Genomic DNA, 21,008 nt, shown 5'->3' with positions numbered 1-21,008 from the left:
GCGCGCCATTCTTGGTCCAATCGACGCGTCCAGAAAGGCCCGCCCGCCGTGACTCAGCCGTTCGAACTGCCGTCCTTCTACGTGCCGCACCCGGCACGCCTCAATCCCCATCTGGACGAGGCCCGGGCCCATTCCACCGTCTGGGCCCGGGAGATGGGCATGCTGGAGGGATCCGGCATCTGGGACCAGGCCGACCTGGACGCCCACGACTACGGCCTGCTCTGCGCCTACACCCACCCCGACGCCTCCGCCGAGGCGCTCTCCCTGGTCACCGACTGGTACGTGTGGGTCTTCTTCTTCGACGACCACTTCCTCGACATGTACAAGCGCACCAACGACCGCGAGGCCGGCAAGGCGCACCTCGACCGGCTGCCGCTGTTCATGCCGGCCGACCCGACCACCCCGGTGCCGGAGCCGGAGAACCCGGTCGAGGCGGGCCTGGCCGACCTGTGGCGGCGCACCGTGCCGGCGATGGGCGGGGACTGGCGGATCCGCTTCGCCGAGAGCACCCGCAACCTGCTCAACGAGTCGCTGTGGGAGCTCGCCAACATCGATGCGGGCCGGGTCGCCAACCCGGTCGAGTACATCGAGATGCGCCGCAAGGTCGGCGGGGCGCCCTGGTCCGCCCAGCTGGTCGAGTACGCGGCCGGCGCCGAGGTCCCGAAGGAGGTCTCCGGCTCGCGCGCGCTGCGGGTGCTGATGGACGCCTTCGCCGACGGCGTGCACCTGCGCAACGACATCTTCTCGTACCAGCGGGAGGTGGAGGACGAGGGCGAGCTGAGCAACGGCATCCTGGTGCTGGAGAAGTTCCTGGAGTGCTCCACCCAGGAGGCCGCCGAGGCGGTCAACGACCTGCTCACCTCGCGGCTCCAGCAGTTCGAGAACACGGTGTTCACCGAACTGCCCGTGCTGTTCGCCGAGACCGGGCTCGGCCCCGAGGACCGCGCCCGGGTGATGGCGTACGTCAAGGGCCTGCAGGACTGGCAGTCCGGCGGCCACGAGTGGCACATGCGCTCCAGCCGGTACATGAACGGCGGTGGCGCGGCGGCCGGTTCGGGCGGCCGCGTCGCGGCGGGGACGGGCGGCGCGCTGCCCGGCACCGGCAACTGGTGGGACCCGTTCGCGATCGGCGGGGTGGGCACCTCGGCGCTGGACATCCTGCGCAGCGGGGCGATGGGCGGCGCTCCCGCGGTCGGTTCCGGTGGCGCTCCCGCGGCCGGTGCGGCCGGTGCGGGCGGGGTCGGGCCCGCGGTGCGGCGGGCCCGGTCGCACGGCCACGTGCCGTTCCGGCCCGTCGGTCCGTCCCGACTGCCCGAGTTCAAGCTGCCGTTCACCGCCACGCTGAGCCCGCACCTGGACGGCGCGCGGGAGCGGGTGATCGAGTGGGCCGAGCGGATGGGCATGCTGGAGGAGCAGCCCGGCATCCCCGGATCCGGCATCTGGGACGCCGAGTCCATGCGGGACTACGACCTCCCGCTCTGCGCGGCCGGCATCCACCCGGACGCCAACGCCGACCAACTCGACGTCTCCTCCGCCTGGTTGGCCTGGGGCACCTGGGCCGACGACTACTACCCGGTGGTCTTCGGGCGCACCCGCGACCTGGCCGGCGCCAAGCTCGCCAACGAGCGGCTCCCGCTGTTCATGCCGGTCGACGGCAGCCCCGCGCCCGAGCCGGCCAACGCCCTGGAGCGCGGCCTCGCCGACATCTGGGAGCGCACCGCCGGCCCGATGACGGCCGACGCCCGGCGCCGGTTCCGCAAGGCGATCGAGGACATGACCGCGAGCTGGATCTGGGAGCTCAACAACCAGGTGCAGAACCGGATCCCGGACCCGGTGGACTACCTGGAGATGCGCCGCGCCACCTTCGGCTCCGACCTCACCATGAGCCTGTGCCGGCTCGCCCACGGGCAGGTCGTGCCGCCGGGCGTCTACGAGCACGGCTCGATGCGCTCGCTGGAGAACTCGGCCGCGGACTACGCGTGCATGATGAACGACCTGTTCTCGTACCAGAAGGAGGTCGAGTACGAGGGCGAGGTGCACAACGCCGTCCTGGTGGTGCAGAACTTCTTCAACTGCGACTACCCGTCCGCCGTCCGGATCGTCGACGACCTGATGCACTCCCGGCTGGACCAGTTCCAGCACGTCGCGGCGAAGGAACTGCCCGTCCTGTACGACGACTTCGCGCTGGAGCCGGCTGCCAGGGAGATGCTGGACGGGTACGTGAAGGAGCTGGAGAACTGGCTCGCGGGCATCCTGGTCTGGCACCGGGACTGCCGTCGGTACCGCGAGGAGGACCTGCTCCGGCACTTCGGCGAGCAGCGGGAGCTGAGGGCGGGGGCGGGCCGGGCGGCCGAGGCGAGGGCCGTACCCGCCTTCCGGGCGCCGGCCGCTCCGGTGCCGGCGGTGCCCGCGCCGGTCGTGTCCGCGCCGGTCGTGTCCGCTCAGGCCGTGTCCGCGCCGAAGGCCCCGAGTGGTGCGGTGCCCGCCGGCGGTGTGCCGGTCGGGCCGACCGGTCTGGGGACGGCCTCGCTGCGCCCGCCGCTGGCCGGTGCGGCCCCGGCCGGCGGGGCGGTGGCCCTGGGCTGATCGGCGAGCCGGGCTCCTCGGCGCGCGACGCTTCAGAGCTCGACGCCGAGGAGCTCGCGCAGTGCGCGGTCGCCGGCCGGGGTGACCCGCAGGGCCCGGCCGGAGCCGATCCGCTCCACCCAGGCCCGGTCCAGCGCCGTCCGGCAGAGTGCCGCGCCCAGCGCACCGCCGAGATGGCTGCGGCGCTCCGTCCAGTCCAGGCAGCTGCGCACCACCGGCCGCCCGCCCCGGCGGCCGGCCCGCTCGGGCAGTTCGATCGCCTGCGCGGTCAGCCAGGCCCGGCCGCGCCCGGTGACGGCGAGGCCGGCGTCGTCGGTGAGCAGGCCGCGGGCGAGCAGCGCGTCCGCGACGGCCACGCCGAGGCGGCCGGCCAGGTGGTCGTAGCAGGTGCGGGCGCGGGCCTCGGCACTCTGCCGGGTGGCCGCGCCCAGGCTGTGCGGGGTGGGGGCGTCGCCCTGGTCGGCGAAGACGACGAGGTCCTCGATCAGGGTGGCGACCGCCGGGGTGGCCAGCCGGACGTACCGGTGCCGCCCCTGCCGCTCCTCGGCCAGCAGCCCGCCCGCGATCAGCCGCGACAGGTGCTCGCTGGCCGTGGACGGCGCGACGCCCGCCTGCCGGGCCAGCTCGCCGGCGGTCCAGGCGCGGCCGTCGAGCAGCGCGGTGCAGAACGCGGCGCGGGTGGGGTCGGCGAGCAGGGCGGCGAAGGCGGCTAGCGACATGCCTCCATGGTCGCCCCGGCACGGTTCGGCGCGGGCCGAAGCGTCGTCGGGGCGGGTCCGGGCGGCGCGGGCCGAAGCGTTGAGGGCGCGGGCCGAAGCGAACCGGGGCGGCACACTTCGGCGCGGGCCGAAACGAGCCGGATCCAGGATGACCGGTATGAGCGATCCCACGGTGTTCTCCCGCTACGACTCGATGACCCCTGGCCCTGACCCGATGACCCCTGGCCCTGACCCGGTGACGCCCGGAGGAAACCCGATGACCGCCTTCGCCGCCCTGCACCACCGCCCCGGCCGCCCGCTGCTGCTCCCGAACGCCTGGGACCACGCCTCGGCGGCCGCCCTCTCCGCCGAGGGGTACACCGCGATCGGCACCACCAGCCTGGGGGTGGCGGCCGCCGCCGGCCTGCCCGACGGCGCGGCCGCCACCCGTGCCGAGACCGTACGGCTGGCCCGCCGGCTCGGCCGTGACGGGTTCCTGCTGAGCGTCGACGCCGAGTCCGGATTCAGCGACGACCCCGAAGAAGTCGCCGCCCTGGCCATCGAGTTGGCGCAGGCCGGGGCGGTCGGCGTCAACCTGGAGGACGGTCGGGCGGACGGCACCCTGGCGCCGTCGGCCGTCCACGCGGCGAAGATCGCGGCGGTGAAGGCGGCCGCGCCGGGGCTCTTCGTGAACGCCCGCACCGACACCTACTGGGCCGGGAGCCGCGACCCCGGGCCGGAGACGGTCCGCCGCCTGGAGGCCTACCAGCAGGCGGGCGCGGACGGCGTGTTCGTCCCGGGGCTGGCCGATCCGGTGGCCATCACAGGCCTGGTCGGCCGGCTCGCCGTCCCGCTCAACATCCTCTGGACGCCGACCGGCCCGAGCTTCGCCGAACTCGCCGCGCTGGGGGTGGCCAGGGTCAGCCTCGGTTCGCTGCTGTACCGCTCCGCGCTGGCGGCGGCGGTGGCCACGGCGGCGGCCGTCGCCGCGGGCGGTGCGGTCGGTCCGGTGCCGGGGTATGCCGAGATCCAGGCGCTGAGCGGAGAGTGACGATGCGTCAGGTCTCCTGGCGGGTCCGCCGGCCGGCCTCGATGCCGTCCAGGATCAGCCGGATGCCGCCGGTGAACTCGCTGTCCCGGCCGTCGGAGATCTCCTGCCGCACCTGGGTGGTGTACAGCCGGTGCAGGCGTGGGTAGTCCTTGGTGGCGTCGATGACGGCGGGCAGCAGCTGGTCCATCCACTCCTGCTCCTCCCGGCCGTGCCGCGCCAGCGCTCTCAGCCAGGAGGCCTCCACACTGGCCGTCCCGATGGTGTAGCCGAGGACGGCGCCCATCGCGTCGTTGGCCTCGGCGAGGCCGAAGCCGGACTCCTCCAGGATGGTCAGCACCGCCTCGGACAGCCGCATCCAGCTGGGACCGAGGTAGACCATCCCGACGTCGCCGATCACCGAGACCATCCACGGGTGGCGCAGGATGACCGAGCGCACGCCCTCGGCGCACTCGGCGACGGCCTCGCGCCAGGCGTCCGGGCGCTGGGCGTCGCCCGTCGCGGGCAGCGGGAGCTCGGCGAACACCTCGTCGACGACCAGCGCGAGCAGCTCGTCCTTGTTGGCGACGTGGGTGTACATCGAGGTGGCGCCGGCGTTGAGGCGGGCGCCGAGCTTGCGCATGCTGAGGGCCTCGATGCCGTTGCCGTCCAGGATCGCGAGGGCCTCCGCGACGATCTGCCGGCGGCTGAGCGGCGGCTGCTCGCGCCGCGCGGGCTGGGGGCGGCTCCACAGGGCGCCCGGCGCGTCCTTCGGCCTGGCCGTCATCAGGCCCTCCTCTCGGTCTTCGCCGGCCTGCTCGGCTCGGCTTCGCTCCGTTCAGCATAAGCCGCGACGAACAGTGTACGGCATTGCGAACGGTGTGCGGCGTCCGTACAGTGTGCGGAGCGGCGCACACCGCACCCGCGGGGACGGGGCGCGGCGTGCCCGCGCAGACTTCCGCCCGGCCCGAGGCCGGCGCGCTCACTTCGAAGGGGGATCGCGGTGGACCGTCATCCGCGGCGCTGGCTCATCCTGATCGTGCTCTGTCTCAGCAGCCTGGTGCTGGTGGTCGACAACATGGTGCTCACGGTGTCCATCCCGCAGATCGCGGAGGACCTCAAGGCCGGGGCGCAGGACATCCAGTGGATCATCGACTCCTACATCCTGGTCTTCGCGGGCCTGCTGCTCACCTCGGGCAGCCTCTCCGACCGGTTCGGCCGGCGGAAGGTGATGATCATCGGCCTGGTGCTGTTCGGTGCGGCCTCCCTGGTCGCGTCCGTCGCCGACAGCCCGGGGCAGCTCATCGCCGGGCGCGTCCTGATGGGCGTCGGCGGGGCACTGGTCATGCCGAGCACGCTCTCCATCCTGATCACCGTCTTCGACGACCAGGAACGGCCCAAGGCGATCGCCGCGTGGAGCGCGGTGGCCATGCTCGGCCTGGTCGGCGGGCCGGTGCTCGGCGGTGCGCTGATCGCGCACTTCTGGTGGGGCGCGGTCTTCCTGATCAACGTGCCGGTCGCGGTGGTCGCCATCCTCGCGGCGGCCGTGCTGATGCCGGAGTCCAAGGGGCCGTGGCGCCGGCCGGACCTGCCCGGCATGCTGCTCTCGATGATCGGGATGACCGCGCTGGTCTGGTCGATCATCGTGCTGCCCCGGGACGGCATCACCAGCCCCGGCACGCTCGGCGCGCTCGCCGTCGCGGTGGTCTCGCTGGTCGGGTTCGGGGTGCGCCAGGTCCGGGCCGAGTCGCCGATGGTCCCGCTCAAGCTGTTCCGCAACCGGGTGTTCACCGGAGCCAGCTTCTCGCTCGTCCTGCTGGCCTTCGCGACCGGCGGCCTGATGCTGGTCCTCACCCAGTACCTGCAGTTCGTGCTGGAGTTCTCGCCCACCGACACCGGCCTGGCGTTCATCCCGCTGGCCGTCGCCTCGCTGGTGTTCAACGCGCTCGGCGCCGCCCTCGGCAAGAAGGTCGCCCCGCGGGTGATGGTCTCGGCCGGCATGCTGGTCATGGCGGCCGGGTTCGGGCTGCTGGCCACGCTCTCGGTCGGCGACGGCTTCGCCAAGGTCGCCCTGGCCATGCTGGTGCTGGGCGTCGGCTCCGGCGTCGGGATGCCGGCCGCGGCCAACGCGCTGATGGGCGCGATCCCGGCCGAGCACGCCGGCGTCGGCTCCGCGCTCAACGACACCATCCAGCAGTCCGGTTCCGCGCTGGGCGTGGCGATCCTCGGCACCGTCCTGTCCAGCACCTACACCGGCGCGATGCCCGCCGACGCGCCCGCCGCCGGGAGGCACGCGATCACGGACGCGCTGGCCCTCTCCGCGAGCACCGGGGACGGTGGCCTGGCCGCCGCCGCCCGCGACGCCTTCAACACCGCGACCTCCGTCACCTTCACGGCGGGCGGGATCTCCGTCCTGGCGGCCGCGGCGCTGACCCTGGTGCTGATGCGGGACGGCCGCAAGCCCGGCCCGACCGGGGCCGAGGCAGAGAGTGCGGCCGGGGCGGCGGAGCCGGCCGTGCAGACGGCGGGCTGAGCCTGTCGGGAGCGGGCCCGGGTACCGGCGGCGACGCCGGTACCCGGGCCCGTAGCCTTTGTCCCATGGCCCCTGAACGCGCCGTGCTCCCCGCGTACGCGGCGCCCGAACGCCTCGTCTTGAACGAATCGGACACCCCGACCGGACGATCGCGAGCCTCGGCAGGGTGAATCACCCTGTCAGCCGGTCACCACGGTCACCACGGTCACCACGTCGATCCGACCGGTTCCAGGCGCAGTTGCCGCGGAGCGGTGTGCAGTCGGGGCGGCAGCTCATCGGCCCAGGGCAGGGCGGGTGCCGCGGCGCCGGCGGTGAACCAGAGGAGGACGTCCTCGCCGGTGCGGACCGGCAGGGCCGGGAAGTTGTTCTCGGCATGTTCGGTGCGGTGGACGCCGAGTGGCGGCAGGCCGGCGGCGGCCAGCGCGGGGCGTACGTGCCGCGTGAAGTACTCGGCGAAATCCGGCTGCCTCGGGTGACAGATGGTGAGGGTGACCGCCTCGGCGTCCGGTGGCGCGGTGAAGCCGGGGCCGTCGAGCAGCAGGACGTTGTCCGAGTCGAGCATGGTCGCGTTGGCCTCGTCCCGGTGGGCCTGCCAGACCGGACCGTGGTAGAACGCGCTCAGCGCGCGGGCGCGGGCCGCCATGTCGGGGAAGGCCCGCAGCCAGACGAAGCGGTCCGGGTCGTCCACGTCGAGGAAACGGCCGCCGAGCGTGATGCCGACGGACTCCTGTCCGGCCACGAACTCCCGCTCGAACAGGGAGACCAGGGTGTCCCGCGCTCCGGGGTGGAGGGTGTACTGGCGCAGCTCGACGATGCTCACGCTTCCGCTCCCCGGACGCGGCTGAGGTCCATCACCCAGTTGCGCTCCCAGCTGCGACCGCCGTCCGCCGAGAACTCCTGCTCCCAGCGGGCCGTGTCGTGGCCGAGCCGGAGCCAGGTGAAGTGGACCCGGATGGCGCGACCCCCGTACGCGTCATCCCCGTGGAAATCACCCCGGTCTCCCGTGAACGAGCCCGTCACCGGCGGGTCGAGCCGGCCGCTGCGGCTGTCCGACCAGTGAATGGCCCACTGCTTCCGCTCCGGGTCGTACAGGCGCAGCGTCACGCCCTGGTAGCCGAGCGTCGGGAAGGTGATCTCGTCGATGTTTCCGGCGCCACCGAACAGCGGGCGCACGAACGCCCGACCGGGGAACTCCTGCCAGTCGTCGCTCCGGTCGGACAGCGGCTCGGCGAGGCGGCGGTTGGCCACGTCCCAGACGCCGTGAAGGAAGTCGAAGTCGTCCATGCGGTGGAGAGTAGGAGTACTTCACTGACATCTCCTGTCAGGTGAGGGAGAAGCACCGGCGGATACTTGCCGTCATGCGTGCCGACCGGTTGATCTCCCTGTTGCTGCTGTTGCAGACCCGTGGACGGATGACCGCGCAGCAGCTCGCCGAGGAGCTGGAGGTTTCCGTGAGGACGGTCTACCGGGACGTGGAGGCGCTCGGTACGGCCGGCATCCCGCTGTTCGGGGAGGCGGGGCACGCGGGTGGGTACCGGCTGCTCGACGGGTACCGGACCCGGCTGACCGGGCTGACGGCGGACGAGGCACAGGCGGCGTTCCTGGCCGCGCTGCCCGGGCCGGCGGCCGAGTTGGGTCTCGGCGAGGTGTTGGCGGCCGCTCAGCTGAAGCTGCGGGCCGCGTTGCCGGCCGAACTGCGCGAACGCGCGGGGCGGATCCAGGAACGCTTCCTCCTGGACGCGCCCGGCTGGTACGGGAACGGCGACGAGACGCCGCACCTGCCGGCAGTGGCGGCGGCGGTGTGGGGGCGACGGGTGATCTCGGTTCGCTACCGCCGGTGGACGGCACCGGAGGAGGTCGAGCGGCGGCTGGAGCCGTACGGGCTGGTGCTCAAGGCCGGGAGGTGGTACCTGGTGGCGGCGAGCGGGGGCGACTTGCGTACCTACCGGGTCGACAAGATCCTCGAACTGCGGCTGCTGGACGAGGAGTTCTCGACGCCTCCTGGCTTCGATCTGGGCGCGCACTGGCAGGCGCAGCTGTCCGACTTCCACGCGCGACTGCACACCGGAGAGGCGGTGGTGCGCTTGTCGCCGCGCGGGGTCGGTCGGGTGCGGGAGCAGCTCGGGCACGCGGTTGCCGATGCGGTCGCCACCACCGGCGCCCTGGACACCGACGGCTGGACGGTGGCGACCGTCCCCATCGAGTCGGTCGACCACGCCCACGGCGAATTCCTCAAGCTGGGCACCGACCTGGAAGTCCTCCAACCGCAGTCCCTGCGAGCCCGGATCGCCACCACCGTCCGCACCCTCGCGGCTCGCTATGCCTGAGGACCACCGGCGGGTCGCCGCTCGCCGCGCCCTTCGGCTGGTGGTGCCTGGATCCGGGGCCGGACTCCGTTACCGGGTCGGGCGGCTTGCGGCCAGCAGGTCGTGCAGAAGCGGCAGCAACTCCTCGGGTTCGGCCGCGGCGAGTTCGCCGAAGGCCCCGCTGGATCGAGCCAGGATGATCCCTGCGAAGGCTGCCGCCGCCAGTTCGGCCCGCAACTGCGGACGGTCCACCTGCTCGGCGGCGAAGCGGTCGCGCAGCGGCTCCACCAGCCGCTCGTGGAGGTAGGTGCGGGCGGCCTGCTGTACCTCGGTCCGGTCGCCGGGCAGGACCGCGGCCTGGAAGGAGGGGCCGGGCCCGCGTTGGGAGAAACGCTCCAGCAGACCGCGCAAGCGGTCCTCCTCCAGGAGGTCGGCAGGTACGGAGTCGCCCAGCTCGACGCGGACGGTGGCCAGGTAGAGCTGTGTCTTGCCGCCGAAGTACCGGGCGATCAACGCCGGGTCCACACCGGCCCGTTCACCGATCTCCCGGGTGGTGGTGCGCTCGAAACCGCGATCCGCGAAGAGTTCCATCGCCGCCCGGATCAGGAGCTCCCGGCTGCGGGCGGCGTCCCGGCGTCGGGGTGCCCCCGGCTCCGGCCGATCGCCGCCGGGGGTGGTGGGGTCGGTCCCGGGGGCGGCCTCGGTCACCGCTCGGCCCCGGCCCGCAGGACGGGCACCTCGCCCTCGCCGGCCACGCCGTCGGCGATGCTCTCGTCCACCATCAGCTCCTCGTCCACGCACGCACCCCTGCGGGAGGCGGTCACGGCACTGAGCCGCGGCAGGACGATCGTAACCAGCCCGATCACCACCCACACCGCACAGCCGATCAGCGCCGCGTCCCGGTAGCCGCCGTCAGTGGGCAGTCGTCGTCCGGGCTCGGTGTGCGCCTGGAGCACGGCGCCGCACAGCGCGCTGCCGGTGGAGTAGCCGACGTAGCGCAGCACCTGGTTGAAGCTGACCGCGCTGCCGACCTCGTGGGCGGGTACCGCGTTGACGATCAACCCCGGCATCACGGCGAAGGTGCAGCTGACACCGAGTCCGGCGATCCCCATCACCACCAGGAGCTCCCACAAGTGGTCGCGGGCGAACAGGAAGAACAGCATCGAGACCAGCGAGATCGCACAACCCAGCGGCAGCACCAGGGCGGACGAGGTGCGCCGGGCGAGGACCGGGACCACCTTGCTGGACAGCAGGCTGAGCGCCGAGAACGGCAGCAGCACGAGGCCGGCGACCACGACCGAGGCGCCCAGGCCGTAGCCGGTGCCGGTCGGGGTCTGGACGTAGCGGATCACCAGCGACATCAGCAGGTACATCCCGACGCCCGCGACCAGGCCGGCCACGTCCGCGGTCAGCACGACGGGGTTGGTCAGGCTGCGCAGGTCGACCAGCGGGTGGGCGGTGCGCAGTTCGTGCCATATCCAGGTGATCAGCAGCAGGAGGGAGACGGCGGCCACCGTCCACAGGCGGGCGCTGGCCCACCCCCAGGTCTCGCCCTCGCTGAGCACCAGCAGCAGTCCGACCAGCGCCAGGCCGAGCAGCGCGGCGCCGAGCGCGTCCAGCGGGCGCCGTGCACGGTCCGTGGTCGGCGGCAGGACCAGGGCGGCCAGCGCCAGGGCCAGGGCGCTGATCACGGCGCCGAACCAGAAGCCCGCATGGATGCCGAAGGATTCGGCGATCAGGCCGGTGATCGGGTAGCCGAGGCCGACCCCGGCGACGGTGGTGATGGAGAGCAGCGCGACCGCCGAGCGGGAGGCCGCGGCGGGCAGGCTGTCCCGCGCGGTGGCGATGGCCAGCGGGGTCAGTCCGAGCCCGACACCCTGCAGTGCGCGTCCCACGAGCAGCCAGCCGAAGCCGAGCGGCAGTGCGGCCAGCACGCTCCCGAGGACCACGACCGCGGCCGCGGTGAGCGTGACCGTACGCCGGGCCGGGCCGTCGCCCAGGCGACCCAGCACCGGAGTGGTGAGGGCCCCGACCAGCATGGTGATGGTCAGCGACCACTGCGCCTCGGAGAGCGACACGTGGTCGACGGCCGCGATGGTCGGGATCATCGGCGCACCGAGGCTGCTGATCACCGCCACCACGGCGCTGAGGAACACCAGGACGGGCACCAGAGCCCGCTCACGTCCGCTGGGGCTCTCCATGGACGCGCCCTCCCTTGCCGGAGATCGATTGCCTGAACCGGAGACCGCACGCCGCACCCGCCGTCCGGGCATCCCGGGGATGCGCGCAGCGCGCGATGTCATCAGTTGATGTCTTCAGATGATGACATACGCCGGCCGCCGGACAGAAGGCCGCAGGAGGACGGAAGGAAGAGCGTGATCCGCAGCCCTGGGAACGACTAAGGCCCGGACCGCCGGCTGTGCTCCGCCCGACCCGGCGGCCGTACCGGCGGGCGACCGGGGGCGCGATGCACTGCCGTCGGGCGTAATGGAAGGACCCGCCCCGGCGAACTGCGCCGGGGTGTCGGGCCGATCGAGCCGGTGCCGAGTGCCGCGACGGGAGGAGGACGGCGGTGAGCGAGGATGCGCGGTGAGCGGTCGTCCGGCGCAGCGGGGCCGGACTGGTCGGAGGGGCGCGGCGAGCGTCTGCTGGGCGCGCTGCTCGATCGGGCCCATGAGCTGCCGCCCCAGCTGATCGCCCCGCTGGTCGCCGACGTGGTGCGCGGGCTCGGCGGCCGTGACCCGGCGCTCCTGCTGCAGGACTACGGCCAGCTGGTGCTGGCGCCGCTGTCGGGGCTGGGGTCGGCCGCCGGGGAGCCGGTGCCGATCGACGGTTCCCCCGCGGGTGCGGCGTTCCTGCGCGGTGCCTCCGTCGAGGAGGCGCAGGCCGACGGGGTGCGGGTGTACCTGCCGTTGCTGGACGGCGGCGACGAGGTGGGGGTGCTGGCCCTCACGCTGGATACCGTCGATGACGAGGACCGGCGGCTGTTGCGGCGCCTCGCCGCCCTGGCTGCCGATCTGCTGGTCACCAAGAGCGGCTACACCGACCGGATCTTCCAGGCCCGGCGCCTCGAACCGATGGGTGTGGCCGCCGAGATCCAGTGGTCGCTGCTGCCGCCGCTGTCGATGACCGTCCACCGGGTTGCCGTGGCCGGCATCCTCGAACCCGCCTACCAGGTGGCCGGTGACAGCTTCGACTACGCGCTCAACGACGACCTCCTGCACGTGGCCACGATCGACGCCATGGGCCACGGGCTCGACGCCGCGACCATGGCGACCGTCGCCATCGGCGCGTACCGGCACGCCCGGCGCGCCGACATCGGACTGGCCGAGATCTACGCGTTCATGGACCGGGCGATCGCCGAGCAGTTCGGGCCGGACCACTTCGTCACCGCGCAGATGATGCGCCTGGACACCCTGACCGGCCACCTGCAGTGGGTCAACGCCGGCCATCCCCAGCCGCTGCTGATCCGCGACCACGTCGTCGTCGAGCGGCTGGAGAGCGAGACCACCCTGCCGGTCGGCTTCGGCGGCGAGGAGCCGGTGATCAGCGAGCGGGTACTGCGGCACGGTGACCGGGTCCTGTGCTTCACCGACGGCCTGGTCGAGGAGCGCGAGCCCGGCGGGGAGCAGTTCGGGGAGGAGCAGCTCATCGACTGGGTCAACCGGGTCGAGCGCTCGCAGGCCGGGGTGCGGGCCGTGGTGCGCGCGCTCTCCCATGTCCTGAAGGAGAAGCGGGGCGGGCGCACGAGCGACGACGCCACCCTGTTCCTGATCGAGTGGCGCTGAGCTGAGCGGGTCGGCACCCCCGCGCCGGCACCCCTGACCGGCCCGACCGGCCCGATCGGCGCGGTGCGGGCGGAGTACCGTGGGGATATCGGGGCGGCCCGGCCGCCGCTCCCCAACGGTCGGCCCCCGCTCGGTGGGGTCGGCGTGTGTCCACGGACAGGTGGCGAGCCATGTCGGACGAAACCGGTGCTGCGCTCCCGGGACTTCTGCCGGACCGGTTCCGGCAGGCCGCGAAGCCGGGGACGGTCCTGTTGCGCCTGGAGACCACACAGTCGCGCGAGGGTGTGCTCGACGGCGCGTGGTGGCCGCGCTCGCGGGACATCGGAGTCGAACTGCCAGGTCTGGTCAGGGCGTTGACCGAACACCTCGGCCCCGTGGCGAGCGTCGGGCTGGACGCTGAAGCCTGGGACGACGTGCCGGCCCGGCTGGTCGTCGACGGCCGGTCGGTGCACATCGACCGGTACCCGGTCGGTGACGACACGGTGATCGTCACGCGGGGCGACCGCGATCACTTCAGCCTGCTCGTCGTTCCCCCGCAGGCGAGCCAGGAGGCGGCCCTGTCCGCGATGGCACGCGCGGTCGAGGCCGACGGAACCGACTCGGCACGGCAGATCCTCGTCGCCACCGGCATCGGCGCCGACCCGCCGGGCGAAGGGTCCTGAGGGACGGGCCTCGCGGGCCGGGCTCCTCGGGCAGACAGGAAAGGCTGGGCAGCGAGATGTCCGTCTACGTGAAACTCTCGGCCGACGCCCGGGCGCCGGAGGAGCCCTCGAAGGGTCCGCTGGACATGCAGTACGAGGACGGTGCGGACGGCGTCACCTTCGAGTACGACCTGCATCCGAGCGGTGCGCTGCGCGTCCTGCGGGTCTTCGAGGACACGCCGTACCGGATCGAGGTCTGCTTCGGCCCCGGGGCATGGCTCCAGGTCGTCGGCAGCTACCTGCGAGGCGGCGCCGAGTACTGACGGCGGTCCGTTCCGGGCGCGGTCCACCGGTCGCGGCCGATCCGCCCCGCCCCTACCGTCGTGTCCGGGGGCGGGAACGTCGGCACGGGAGGCCAGGATGCGGCACTACCGATGGGTTCTGGAGACGCAGGACGACGACGGCCGCTGGTCCCGGCGGGACGGCGCTCCCATGCCGGATCCGCTGGAGTACGACGGGCCACCCCAGCGGGCGGCCAACCACCTGCGGGACGTGTTCGTGCGCACGCTCTCCCTGCCCGCGCCCGGCCCGCGGGCGATCAGGATCCGCCTCTGGGACGGGGCCGACATCGCCGGCCGGCCCCAGGCCGAGGCCGAATGGTCACGCGAGTGACACAGCCGAATGGTCACGCGAGTGACACACCCGGCTCCGCGGCCGTGGCGGGCGGCTCCCGCCCCGCCGGCTACGCGGGTACCGGCCAGGAGGTGGCCCGGCTGCGGGCGACATCCGCCCGCCTGAGGGCCTCACCGGCGCCGCCGGACGGAGCGACGGCCGACGGCAGGAAGTCGGAACGGGACTCCGGCCCCTGCGTGCCGCCACCCGTCTCCACGGCGAGCAGACCGCTCGCGGCCATGGTGTTCGCGGGACGGGCGGCTTCGGCCATCAGCCGGGCGGCATCGACGGCGTCCGTCTCCGGCGGGACGACCAGCAGGTTCAGCCGGCGCGGGGCGTACGAGAACACCGCGATCGTGTGCTCGTCCTGCTCGGTGGTGAACCAGCCCGCGTGGACGGTGTGCCCGGTGACCGGGATCCGCCGGGGGATGACGGGCCACTGCGCGGGGTTCACGGTGATCCGGGTGACCCGGCCCCACCGTTCGTCGAGTGCGGCGGCCAGGGCGGGGAGTTCGAGGAGGAGATCACGCGAGCGGGGCCACCAGGCCCCGTCCAGGCGGCCGGGTCGCACGCCACTGGGCGTGAGGGAGAGCCGTGCGGTGGAATCCGGGGCGGCGGGCGTCGTCGCACGATCGAGCATCGTGGTCATGATCAAGGACCTGTCCCCGGGCCCGGCCCGTGAGGCCGGGTCCGGCATTGCCGTTCGCCGGAGACGACGCCAGTACCCGGTGCCGGCATGCGGAATGCCTTCGGTGATGTCCAGGCCACTCTCGGTCCGGCCCGGACCCGGCATGGTCACGGCGGTGGGGTTCCCCGCCCGGCGCCTTCGGACGGACACGGCGGAACGGGCGGCGGCCGCTCAGACCCGCCCGTAGCGGATCGCCTGGTCGGCGAACTCCCGGGCCATCTCCTCGGAAACGGTCGGACGGGTGCGGTGGATGGCGTCCAGATAGTCCTGGGTGCCGGGTTGGGTCCGTTCCCCCGTGTCGAGGGTGTGTTCGAAGGTGCTCTGGGCGACCGCCATGGCGACCTGCCTGATGTCGGCGGGAGTGAAGCCCTCGCTGGCTTCGGCGAGGACCGCCGTGTCGGCGGCGGTACCCGTCTTCGCCGTGTAGCCGGCCCACAGCGCGTCGCGGGCCGCGGCGTCGGGTGGCCCGACCGGCAGGACGTAGTCGAACCGGCCGTGGCGCAGGAACGCCGGGTCCAGGGCGGCCACCGAGTTGGTGGCGCAGACGAGGAGCCGGCCGTCGCGGTCACGGAACCGCACGATCGACTTGAGGAGTTCGTTGACCACGCCGACCGACGCGGGGGCGGCGAGGCTGCGCGTACCGGCGACCTCCTCGACCTCGTCGATGAACAGCAGCACGTGGTCGAGCTGCGCCACCTCCTCGAAGCGGCGGCCGAGTTCGGTGGCCAACCCGTCCTCGGACGCGAGCCGGGAGGGGAAGAGCTCGATGAACGGCCAGCCGAGCCGACCGGCCACGGCCTTGGCGAACGTGCTCTTGCCCGTGCCCGGCGGACCGAACAGTACGACCGCGCGGGGCGGTTCCACTCCGTGGGCGTCCGCCAGCTCGGGGTTCGCCAGGGGCAGCACCAGCCGCCGTTCGATGAGCCGCTTCTCGTCGGCCATGCCGGTGAGCCGCTCCCAGAGGTGGGCTTCGGGCATGACCGCGCCCAGCGCCGCCAGGACCGTCGGGCCCTGGGTGCTGACGACCTCCGACTTCTCGAAGTACGTGAGCCCGCGGTGGGGGTGGAACCCGGAGTTGACCAGTGCGGTGGCGCCGGTCTCCTCCTCGGGCAGCACCGCTGCGACGATCCTGGCACCGGCGTCCCGCAGACGGTGCTCCAGTGCGGACAGCAGGGCGGTGCCGATGCCCAGGTTCCGCCAGCCGGGGTGCAGGGCGATGCGCAGCACCCACGCCCGGTCCCCGTCCACCCGGCCCACCGCCGCGCCCACGACCCGCCCGCCGGCCACCACGACGACGCTCGGATCACGGGCCTGCAACGCGGCGACCACGTCGGAGAGGCGGAAGACGGCGGTGCGGTCCGTGGTGGCGCTCTCCGCGTCGAGCCGGACCACCGCTTCGAGGTCGTCCGGTGTGAAGTCCCGGACATGCCATACAGCCATGTGCCGCTCTCGAACGTCGCGTGCTCCCGGACTTCCATCATGGGCCGACCCCGGCGTGGCCGCCCGCCCGGACGAGCGGCCACGGCCGGTCCGCGTCGGCGTCACGCCTGGCGGGCGCCGGCGATCCGGGCGGGGACGGTGCCGAGCCACCAGGTGGGGTTGGCGGTGCCGTCGGTGGTGCGGCCGTCGCGGTGCACGTAGTGGCGCACGTCGCGGCCGGGCTCGTGGAACGCGCCGTTCAGGGCGCGCTCGATCCACTCGGCGCCGAAGCGGAACACCTCGGCGGCGGCCCCGCCCAGAGGGTGGAACTCGTTCTCGTAGACGCGGATCTCCTTGGGCGCGCGGATCCGCTCGTAGTTGGCCAGGGCCTGCTCGAGTTGGGTGAGCTCGTCGAACTCGCCGATGCCGTACAGGACCGGGCAGGTGATCTCCTGGACGAGGTCGCCGAGCGGCATGCGGTCGACCAGCTCGCGGTCGAAGGCGTCCTCGTCGGTGTAGCCGGCCATGAACATGTAGTTGTTCTTGAAGGTCGGCTGGGCCCGTTCGAAGATCGTCCGGAAGTCGCCGGTGACTGCCTCGAAGGCGGCCAGCGCGGCGAGCCGGCGGTCGGTGGCCGCGGCGCGCGAACCCCAGTAGCCGCTCATCGAGATGCCGAACATGCCGATCCGGGCCGGGTCGACCTCCGGGAGCGAGGCCAGGTGGTCGATGTAGCGGCTGATCGCCCGCTCGTAGTTGGTGAGGTCGACGGTGAGCCCGTTGGCCCGGCTCTCGCCCTGGCCCGGGCCCTCGATGGAGAGGGCGACGATCCCGCGCGAGGTGTAGTACCGCTCGGCTGCGTAGATGTAGTCCTCCTTGATCATGTCCATCCCCGGCCCGAGGATCACCGCAGGGGCGTTGCGCACCTCGCCGGCCGGCAGGTGCAGCAGGCCGAAGACCTGGTGGCCCTCGAAGTCCAGGACCACCCGGCGGACCCGGTTGTCGCGCAGCGCGCCAAGGCGCTCCACGCAGTGGTCGGCGTGCTCGCGGAAGGCGAGCTTGCGCGGGTCGGTGGCGTCGAAGACGGAGTACTGGGCGCGGCCCCACATCACCGCGGCGCGCACGTACAGGTCGGCGGCGGTCTGGGCGAAGCCGCCCCGCTCGTGGTGGGCGGCGCGCTCCTCGGCCTGGCCGGCCACGGTGGCCCAGGCCTTGGGGAGCATCGCGCCGCTCTTCACCAGCTCGAAGACCTTGTCGAAGTCGGTGTGGTCGTGGCCGAGCTGCTCCAGGGTGCCCTTGGCCTGAGGGTGCAGGGCGTCGAAACCGCCCTGGGCGAGGGCGATGTCCAGGGCCCAGCTCTGGCCGGTCGAACGAACAGTCATCACGGATGTCCTCTCTCGATGGGGTGCTCGGCAGCTGCCGCGCAGTGCCTAAGTACTTATCTATTAAGTACTTAGGCTAAACTGTTGTCAACTCACCCGCCGACCCGCCCCACGGAAGTCACCTCATGCCCGAGCCGCAGTCCGTCCCCACTCGCGATCACGCCCTCGACGAGCTCACTCGTGCCGCCTATAGCCTCAGCGCCGCCGACTCCCGCCTGCGCGGACGCGCCACCCGCACGCCCGGTGCGCTCTCCCTCACGCACGCGCGAGCACTGCGCGTCCTGGTCGAGATGGGCCCGCTGCCGATCGGCCAACTGGCCGCCGCCGCCGAGACCACCGGCGCCGCCACCACTCAGCTGGTCAACGGCCTTGTCGCGGCCGGCTACGTCACCCGTGAACGCCCTGCGGGCGACAAGCGGTCGGTCATGGTCACCCTCACCGACGCCGGCCGGCGCCGCCACCACGAACGTCAGGCCGTCCTGGCCCGGGCGCTCGACACTGCACTCGCGCATCACGATGCCGTTGACCTGGGCATCGCGACTGATGTGCTGCGGCAACTGGCCGCCGTCTACGACCGGCTGTGACCACGGTGCCGCCGGGCCGGGCCCGGCGATTGTTCGCGGGCACGGCGGCCCCGACCGGCGGCCCGTTTCCGCCCCGATCGGGATCGTCGGGGCGACGGACGAGCCGGTGAACGCAGAAGGCCGCCGTTGGACCGGGGTGCATGAGACCGGAACCGGGACCAGTCAGCCGTGTCGCTCCGTGGGCATCACCCCGTGGATGCGGGAGATGGTGAACACCCGGTCGGCATTCCGCAGATGGCACCAGGCGTGGAGGTGGGGAGCATCCAGTTCGAGTCGGCTGAGCGTGCGGACGGTCGTGGTGCCCGAGGTGGCCACGTACTCGATCGTGATGGCCTGACCGTCGTTGACGGCATGGGCCAACTGGCGGACGTCGGTGAAGGACAGGTTGCGCGCGTGCCCGGCGATGATCTCCTCGGTGTCGCTGTCGTAGGGGCGTCCGTCCCAGGGATCGGGCTCCGGGACGTCCTGCGGGGCAGCCAGCAGTCGGGCGGCGAGGCAGCTCAGGTCGACGGTCGTCCGGGCGTCGGCCGCACGGGCCTCCGTCCGCCGTGGCCGGGACGGGCCGCCGGGCGGGCGCGGGGGCGGGACCGGGCTCGCCGCGCGGTGACGCTGGGCCCGTTCGATCCGGACGGACCCGTCCGGCTTCTCGGCGACGGGGGCGTAGCCGACGGACCGCAGTGCCGAGAGCGTCTGGTCCGGCGGGGTCCGGCTGATCAGCACCGTCGGTGCCAGCTGCCGCAGCCCGAGCTGGGTGAGCTTGCGGTGGGCGGCCAACTCGGCGATGAGGGCGGGCTCCTCACCGTGGATCACACAGGCGGCGGAGACGACGCGCACCCGGCCGTGGCTGCGCGCGGTGTCGTGGATCAGGTACGAGAGCGGCTGGGGGAGCGGTTCGACGGCGACGTCGGCCAGATCGGCCGTCAAGGCGTCGGGGGTCAGGCCCGCGTCGAGGGCACGGCGGACGCTGGCCGGGCTGAACCGCCAGACGGACGCCGCACCGGCGCTCTCCCGGTCCGCGGCGGACTCCAGCAGGGTGAGGAGGTGCGCCGACGGTGTACCGGAGACCACGGCCGTCAGATCGCTGCCGAACCGGGCGGTCCCGCTGGCGGTGGGCAGTAGCCGTCGGCAGGCGTCGGTCAGCGCGTCGGCGTCGTCGGCGAGCAGGGCGGCCCCGATCGGGGACACGGCTCCGAGGGCGAGTGCGCCGAGCAGTTCCGCCTCCCGGATCAGGGTGGCGAACGGTCCGGTGTCCTGGGGGAGTTCGTCGGCGAGCGGGCGGAGCCACACGAGCAGCGCCCCCAGGTCGGCCGGGGTCGCCGCGCCTTCGCCGGCCGGGAGCTGTGACGCGGCGGTGAGCAGTCCGTGCCGGGCCTGGACACAGCCTCCGCAGGGCGGTGCCCCGGCGAGGACGGGCAGCGCCTTCCCGTCCTCGTCGCGGCTCCCGCCTGGGGTCAGCGGCAGTGTCCACCAGGCCTGGAGGAGCACGGCGAGCCGGTCGGCCGGTTCTTCCTCGGCCCAGGTGTCGTAGGCGGCGGTCGCCGCGACCCGGTCGTCGTCCCGGGCCAGCAGCCCGGCCGCGCTCGCCGCCTCCAGTACGAGGCGTACCAGGATCTCGTCGCACTGCGCCGCCTTGCCGATCCGGGACAGCTCGCGGGCACCGATTCCGCCGGCCTTGAGCCGGGCCGGTGGAGCGGCGGCGCACACCCCGAGGACGGATGCGGCGTGGGCGGCGAACGCCATCGAGGCGGCCGTGGCCTCCCGTTCGATCGAGGGGACGATGGCGGGCACCGACCGCACACCGGGCGGGACGGGCGTGAACGGGGCGTGCCAGTCGGGGCCGCGCAGTGCGAGCGCCACCTCCGCGGGCATGCGGGCCGGCCCGTACCGGTGCCGGTCCCGGATCAGCAGTCCCCGTTCCACCGCCCATTGTTCGCCGGGTGTGGAGTCGGCCGGCGAACTTCCGAACATGATGAAGGCCGGTCGCTCCGGAGCCTCGGCCGCCCGCCGCTCAAGGAGCTTCCGGGTGGCCGCAGGGGCCTTGGCCACCAGGGCGGCGACCCGAACCGGATCGCTGTGATGGTCGATCAGCGCCGCCAGCCGCTGCTCTTTCCGGTTGGTGGCGGGTTTGACGTCGAGTTTCGCCAACATGCGGCCCAGATCGTCGGAGTTCGAGCCCGCGAGCAGACGCACGAGCGGAACATCGAGCCCCAGCGGCGAGCCCCACGCGTTCCGCAGCGGCGCCGCCATGTGCAGCAGGCCGTTGCCGGCCGGCCACACCAGAGCGCGATCGGCCAGCGCCGCCAGGACGGCGGCCAATCCGTGGGCGCGTTCACCGTGCGTCGCGTCCAGGAGAGCTGCCAGATCGTCCCGCGATGCGGCCGTCAACGCGGCGACGGCCTCCGCCACCTGAAGGCACGGCAGCGCGAGCCGGGGCAGCGCCAGCGCCACCGACGCCGGACGCTGAAGGCGGTCCGCCAGTTCACCGACCGATCGCGGCTCCGGAGCCGCCGCAGCGTCCGGGCGAGCCGCCAGGACCCGTTCCAACTCGGGTGCGCCGAGGCTGCGCAGCCACGTGGCCAGAGTCGATCCGTTCTTCTTGCTGATGGGGAACACCTCGCCGGGTAGGAACCGTCCTGTCCCGGCCTCGGCCGGGCACCTCAAGAATGGCGCACCACACGGAGGACGTG

At 73.1% G+C, this 21,008-nt stretch carries 19 protein-coding genes; 9 read left to right on the top strand and 10 right to left on the bottom strand.

Features of this window, described 5'->3' with window-relative positions; genetic code table 11:
- Window positions 1-48 precede the first annotated feature (48 nt).
- Window positions 49-2,586, top strand: coding sequence for a germacradienol/geosmin synthase (locus ACIOJE_RS11140; RefSeq protein ID WP_400775209.1), 2,538 nt, complete (start codon window positions 49-51; stop codon window positions 2,584-2,586).
- 32 nt (window positions 2,587-2,618) lie between these two features.
- Here the strand turns inward: ACIOJE_RS11140 and ACIOJE_RS11135 are convergent, their stop codons facing one another.
- A complete protein-coding gene (locus ACIOJE_RS11135) occupies window positions 2,619-3,305 on the bottom strand; it encodes an ArsR/SmtB family transcription factor (protein ID WP_400775208.1) in 687 nt (228 codons plus the stop codon).
- A 157-nt stretch (window positions 3,306-3,462) separates the two neighbouring features.
- On the opposite strand from ACIOJE_RS11135, the gene ACIOJE_RS11130 reads away from it, so the two are divergent.
- Window positions 3,463-4,335: an isocitrate lyase/phosphoenolpyruvate mutase family protein gene (locus tag ACIOJE_RS11130; protein WP_400775207.1), complete on the top strand. Its 873-nt coding sequence runs from the start codon at window positions 3,463-3,465 to the stop codon at window positions 4,333-4,335.
- A 7-nt stretch (window positions 4,336-4,342) separates the two neighbouring features.
- Here ACIOJE_RS11130 and ACIOJE_RS11125 read toward each other — a convergent pair whose 3' ends face one another.
- Window positions 4,343-5,098, bottom strand: a complete 756-nt coding sequence (locus ACIOJE_RS11125; protein WP_280673559.1) for a TetR/AcrR family transcriptional regulator — start codon at window positions 5,096-5,098, stop codon at window positions 4,343-4,345.
- A gap of 216 nt (window positions 5,099-5,314) precedes the next feature.
- Between ACIOJE_RS11125 and ACIOJE_RS11120 the strand changes: the two genes are divergently transcribed.
- Window positions 5,315-6,844 (top strand): MFS transporter, encoded by a 1,530-nt coding sequence (locus ACIOJE_RS11120; protein WP_400775204.1) that lies wholly within the window; start codon window positions 5,315-5,317, stop codon window positions 6,842-6,844.
- A gap of 205 nt (window positions 6,845-7,049) precedes the next feature.
- Here the strand turns inward: ACIOJE_RS11120 and ACIOJE_RS11115 are convergent, their stop codons facing one another.
- On the bottom strand, window positions 7,050-7,664 hold the full coding sequence (locus tag ACIOJE_RS11115) for an NIPSNAP family protein (RefSeq protein ID WP_400775201.1): 615 nt from the start codon (window positions 7,662-7,664) through the stop codon (window positions 7,050-7,052).
- Window positions 7,661-8,128, bottom strand: a complete 468-nt coding sequence (locus tag ACIOJE_RS11110; protein WP_280673553.1) for a hypothetical protein — start codon at window positions 8,126-8,128, stop codon at window positions 7,661-7,663. Before ACIOJE_RS11110 ends, ACIOJE_RS11115 begins: the two co-directional genes overlap by 4 nt.
- A 74-nt stretch (window positions 8,129-8,202) precedes the next feature.
- On the opposite strand from ACIOJE_RS11110, the gene ACIOJE_RS11105 reads away from it, so the two are divergent.
- Window positions 8,203-9,171, top strand: a complete 969-nt coding sequence (locus ACIOJE_RS11105) for a helix-turn-helix transcriptional regulator (RefSeq protein ID WP_400775199.1) — start codon at window positions 8,203-8,205, stop codon at window positions 9,169-9,171.
- 69 nt (window positions 9,172-9,240) lie between these two features.
- Here the strand turns inward: ACIOJE_RS11105 and ACIOJE_RS11100 are convergent, their stop codons facing one another.
- Together ACIOJE_RS11100 and ACIOJE_RS11095 are read right to left on the bottom strand one after the other, a co-directional pair.
- Entirely contained in the window at window positions 9,241-9,858 is a 618-nt protein-coding gene (locus tag ACIOJE_RS11100) for a helix-turn-helix domain-containing protein (protein ID WP_280673549.1), read from the bottom strand.
- Entirely contained in the window at window positions 9,855-11,351 is a 1,497-nt protein-coding gene (locus ACIOJE_RS11095; protein ID WP_280673547.1) for an MFS transporter, read from the bottom strand. The genes ACIOJE_RS11100 and ACIOJE_RS11095 overlap by 4 nt, the downstream gene beginning before the upstream one ends.
- 381 nt (window positions 11,352-11,732) lie before the next feature.
- Here ACIOJE_RS11095 and ACIOJE_RS11090 point away from each other — a divergent pair, with 381 nt between their 5' ends.
- The 4 genes from ACIOJE_RS11090 to ACIOJE_RS11075 all read left to right on the top strand — a co-directional run bounded on the left by ACIOJE_RS11090 (window position 11,733) and on the right by ACIOJE_RS11075 (window position 14,251).
- Window positions 11,733-12,938, top strand: coding sequence for a PP2C family protein-serine/threonine phosphatase (locus tag ACIOJE_RS11090; RefSeq protein WP_280673545.1), 1,206 nt, complete (start codon window positions 11,733-11,735; stop codon window positions 12,936-12,938).
- 170 nt (window positions 12,939-13,108) lie between these two features.
- Window positions 13,109-13,600, top strand: a complete 492-nt coding sequence (locus tag ACIOJE_RS11085) for a DUF5994 family protein (RefSeq protein ID WP_280673543.1) — start codon at window positions 13,109-13,111, stop codon at window positions 13,598-13,600.
- Window positions 13,601-13,656: 56 nt separating this feature from the next.
- Complete coding sequence (locus ACIOJE_RS11080) at window positions 13,657-13,902, top strand: hypothetical protein (protein ID WP_280673541.1); 246 nt, start codon at window positions 13,657-13,659, stop codon at window positions 13,900-13,902.
- Window positions 13,903-13,999: 97 nt separating this feature from the next.
- Entirely contained in the window at window positions 14,000-14,251 is a 252-nt protein-coding gene (locus ACIOJE_RS11075; protein ID WP_280673540.1) for a hypothetical protein, read from the top strand.
- A 70-nt stretch (window positions 14,252-14,321) separates the two neighbouring features.
- Here ACIOJE_RS11075 and ACIOJE_RS11070 read toward each other — a convergent pair whose 3' ends face one another.
- The 3 genes from ACIOJE_RS11070 to ACIOJE_RS11060 form a co-directional block, all read right to left on the bottom strand.
- Complete coding sequence (locus ACIOJE_RS11070; protein WP_400775194.1) at window positions 14,322-14,900, bottom strand: DUF5994 family protein; 579 nt, start codon at window positions 14,898-14,900, stop codon at window positions 14,322-14,324.
- Window positions 14,901-15,110: 210 nt separating this feature from the next.
- On the bottom strand, window positions 15,111-16,379 hold the full coding sequence (locus tag ACIOJE_RS11065) for an ATP-binding protein (protein WP_400775191.1): 1,269 nt from the start codon (window positions 16,377-16,379) through the stop codon (window positions 15,111-15,113).
- 101 nt (window positions 16,380-16,480) lie between these two features.
- Window positions 16,481-17,737, bottom strand: coding sequence for an alpha/beta hydrolase (locus ACIOJE_RS11060; RefSeq protein ID WP_400775189.1), 1,257 nt, complete (start codon window positions 17,735-17,737; stop codon window positions 16,481-16,483).
- 125 nt (window positions 17,738-17,862) lie between these two features.
- On the opposite strand from ACIOJE_RS11060, the gene ACIOJE_RS11055 reads away from it, so the two are divergent.
- Complete coding sequence (locus ACIOJE_RS11055) at window positions 17,863-18,321, top strand: MarR family winged helix-turn-helix transcriptional regulator (protein WP_280673532.1); 459 nt, start codon at window positions 17,863-17,865, stop codon at window positions 18,319-18,321.
- Window positions 18,322-18,483: 162 nt separating this feature from the next.
- Here the strand turns inward: ACIOJE_RS11055 and ACIOJE_RS11050 are convergent, their stop codons facing one another.
- Complete coding sequence (locus ACIOJE_RS11050) at window positions 18,484-20,934, bottom strand: helicase C-terminal domain-containing protein (protein WP_400775185.1); 2,451 nt, start codon at window positions 20,932-20,934, stop codon at window positions 18,484-18,486.
- Window positions 20,935-21,008 lie beyond the last annotated feature (74 nt).

Source organism: Kitasatospora sp. NPDC087861 (assembly GCF_044742585.1).
GTDB lineage: Bacteria > Actinomycetota > Actinomycetes > Streptomycetales > Streptomycetaceae > Kitasatospora.
The sequence above is the reverse complement of the archived record's forward strand: the minus strand, read 5'-3'. Positions and strand labels throughout refer to the sequence as shown.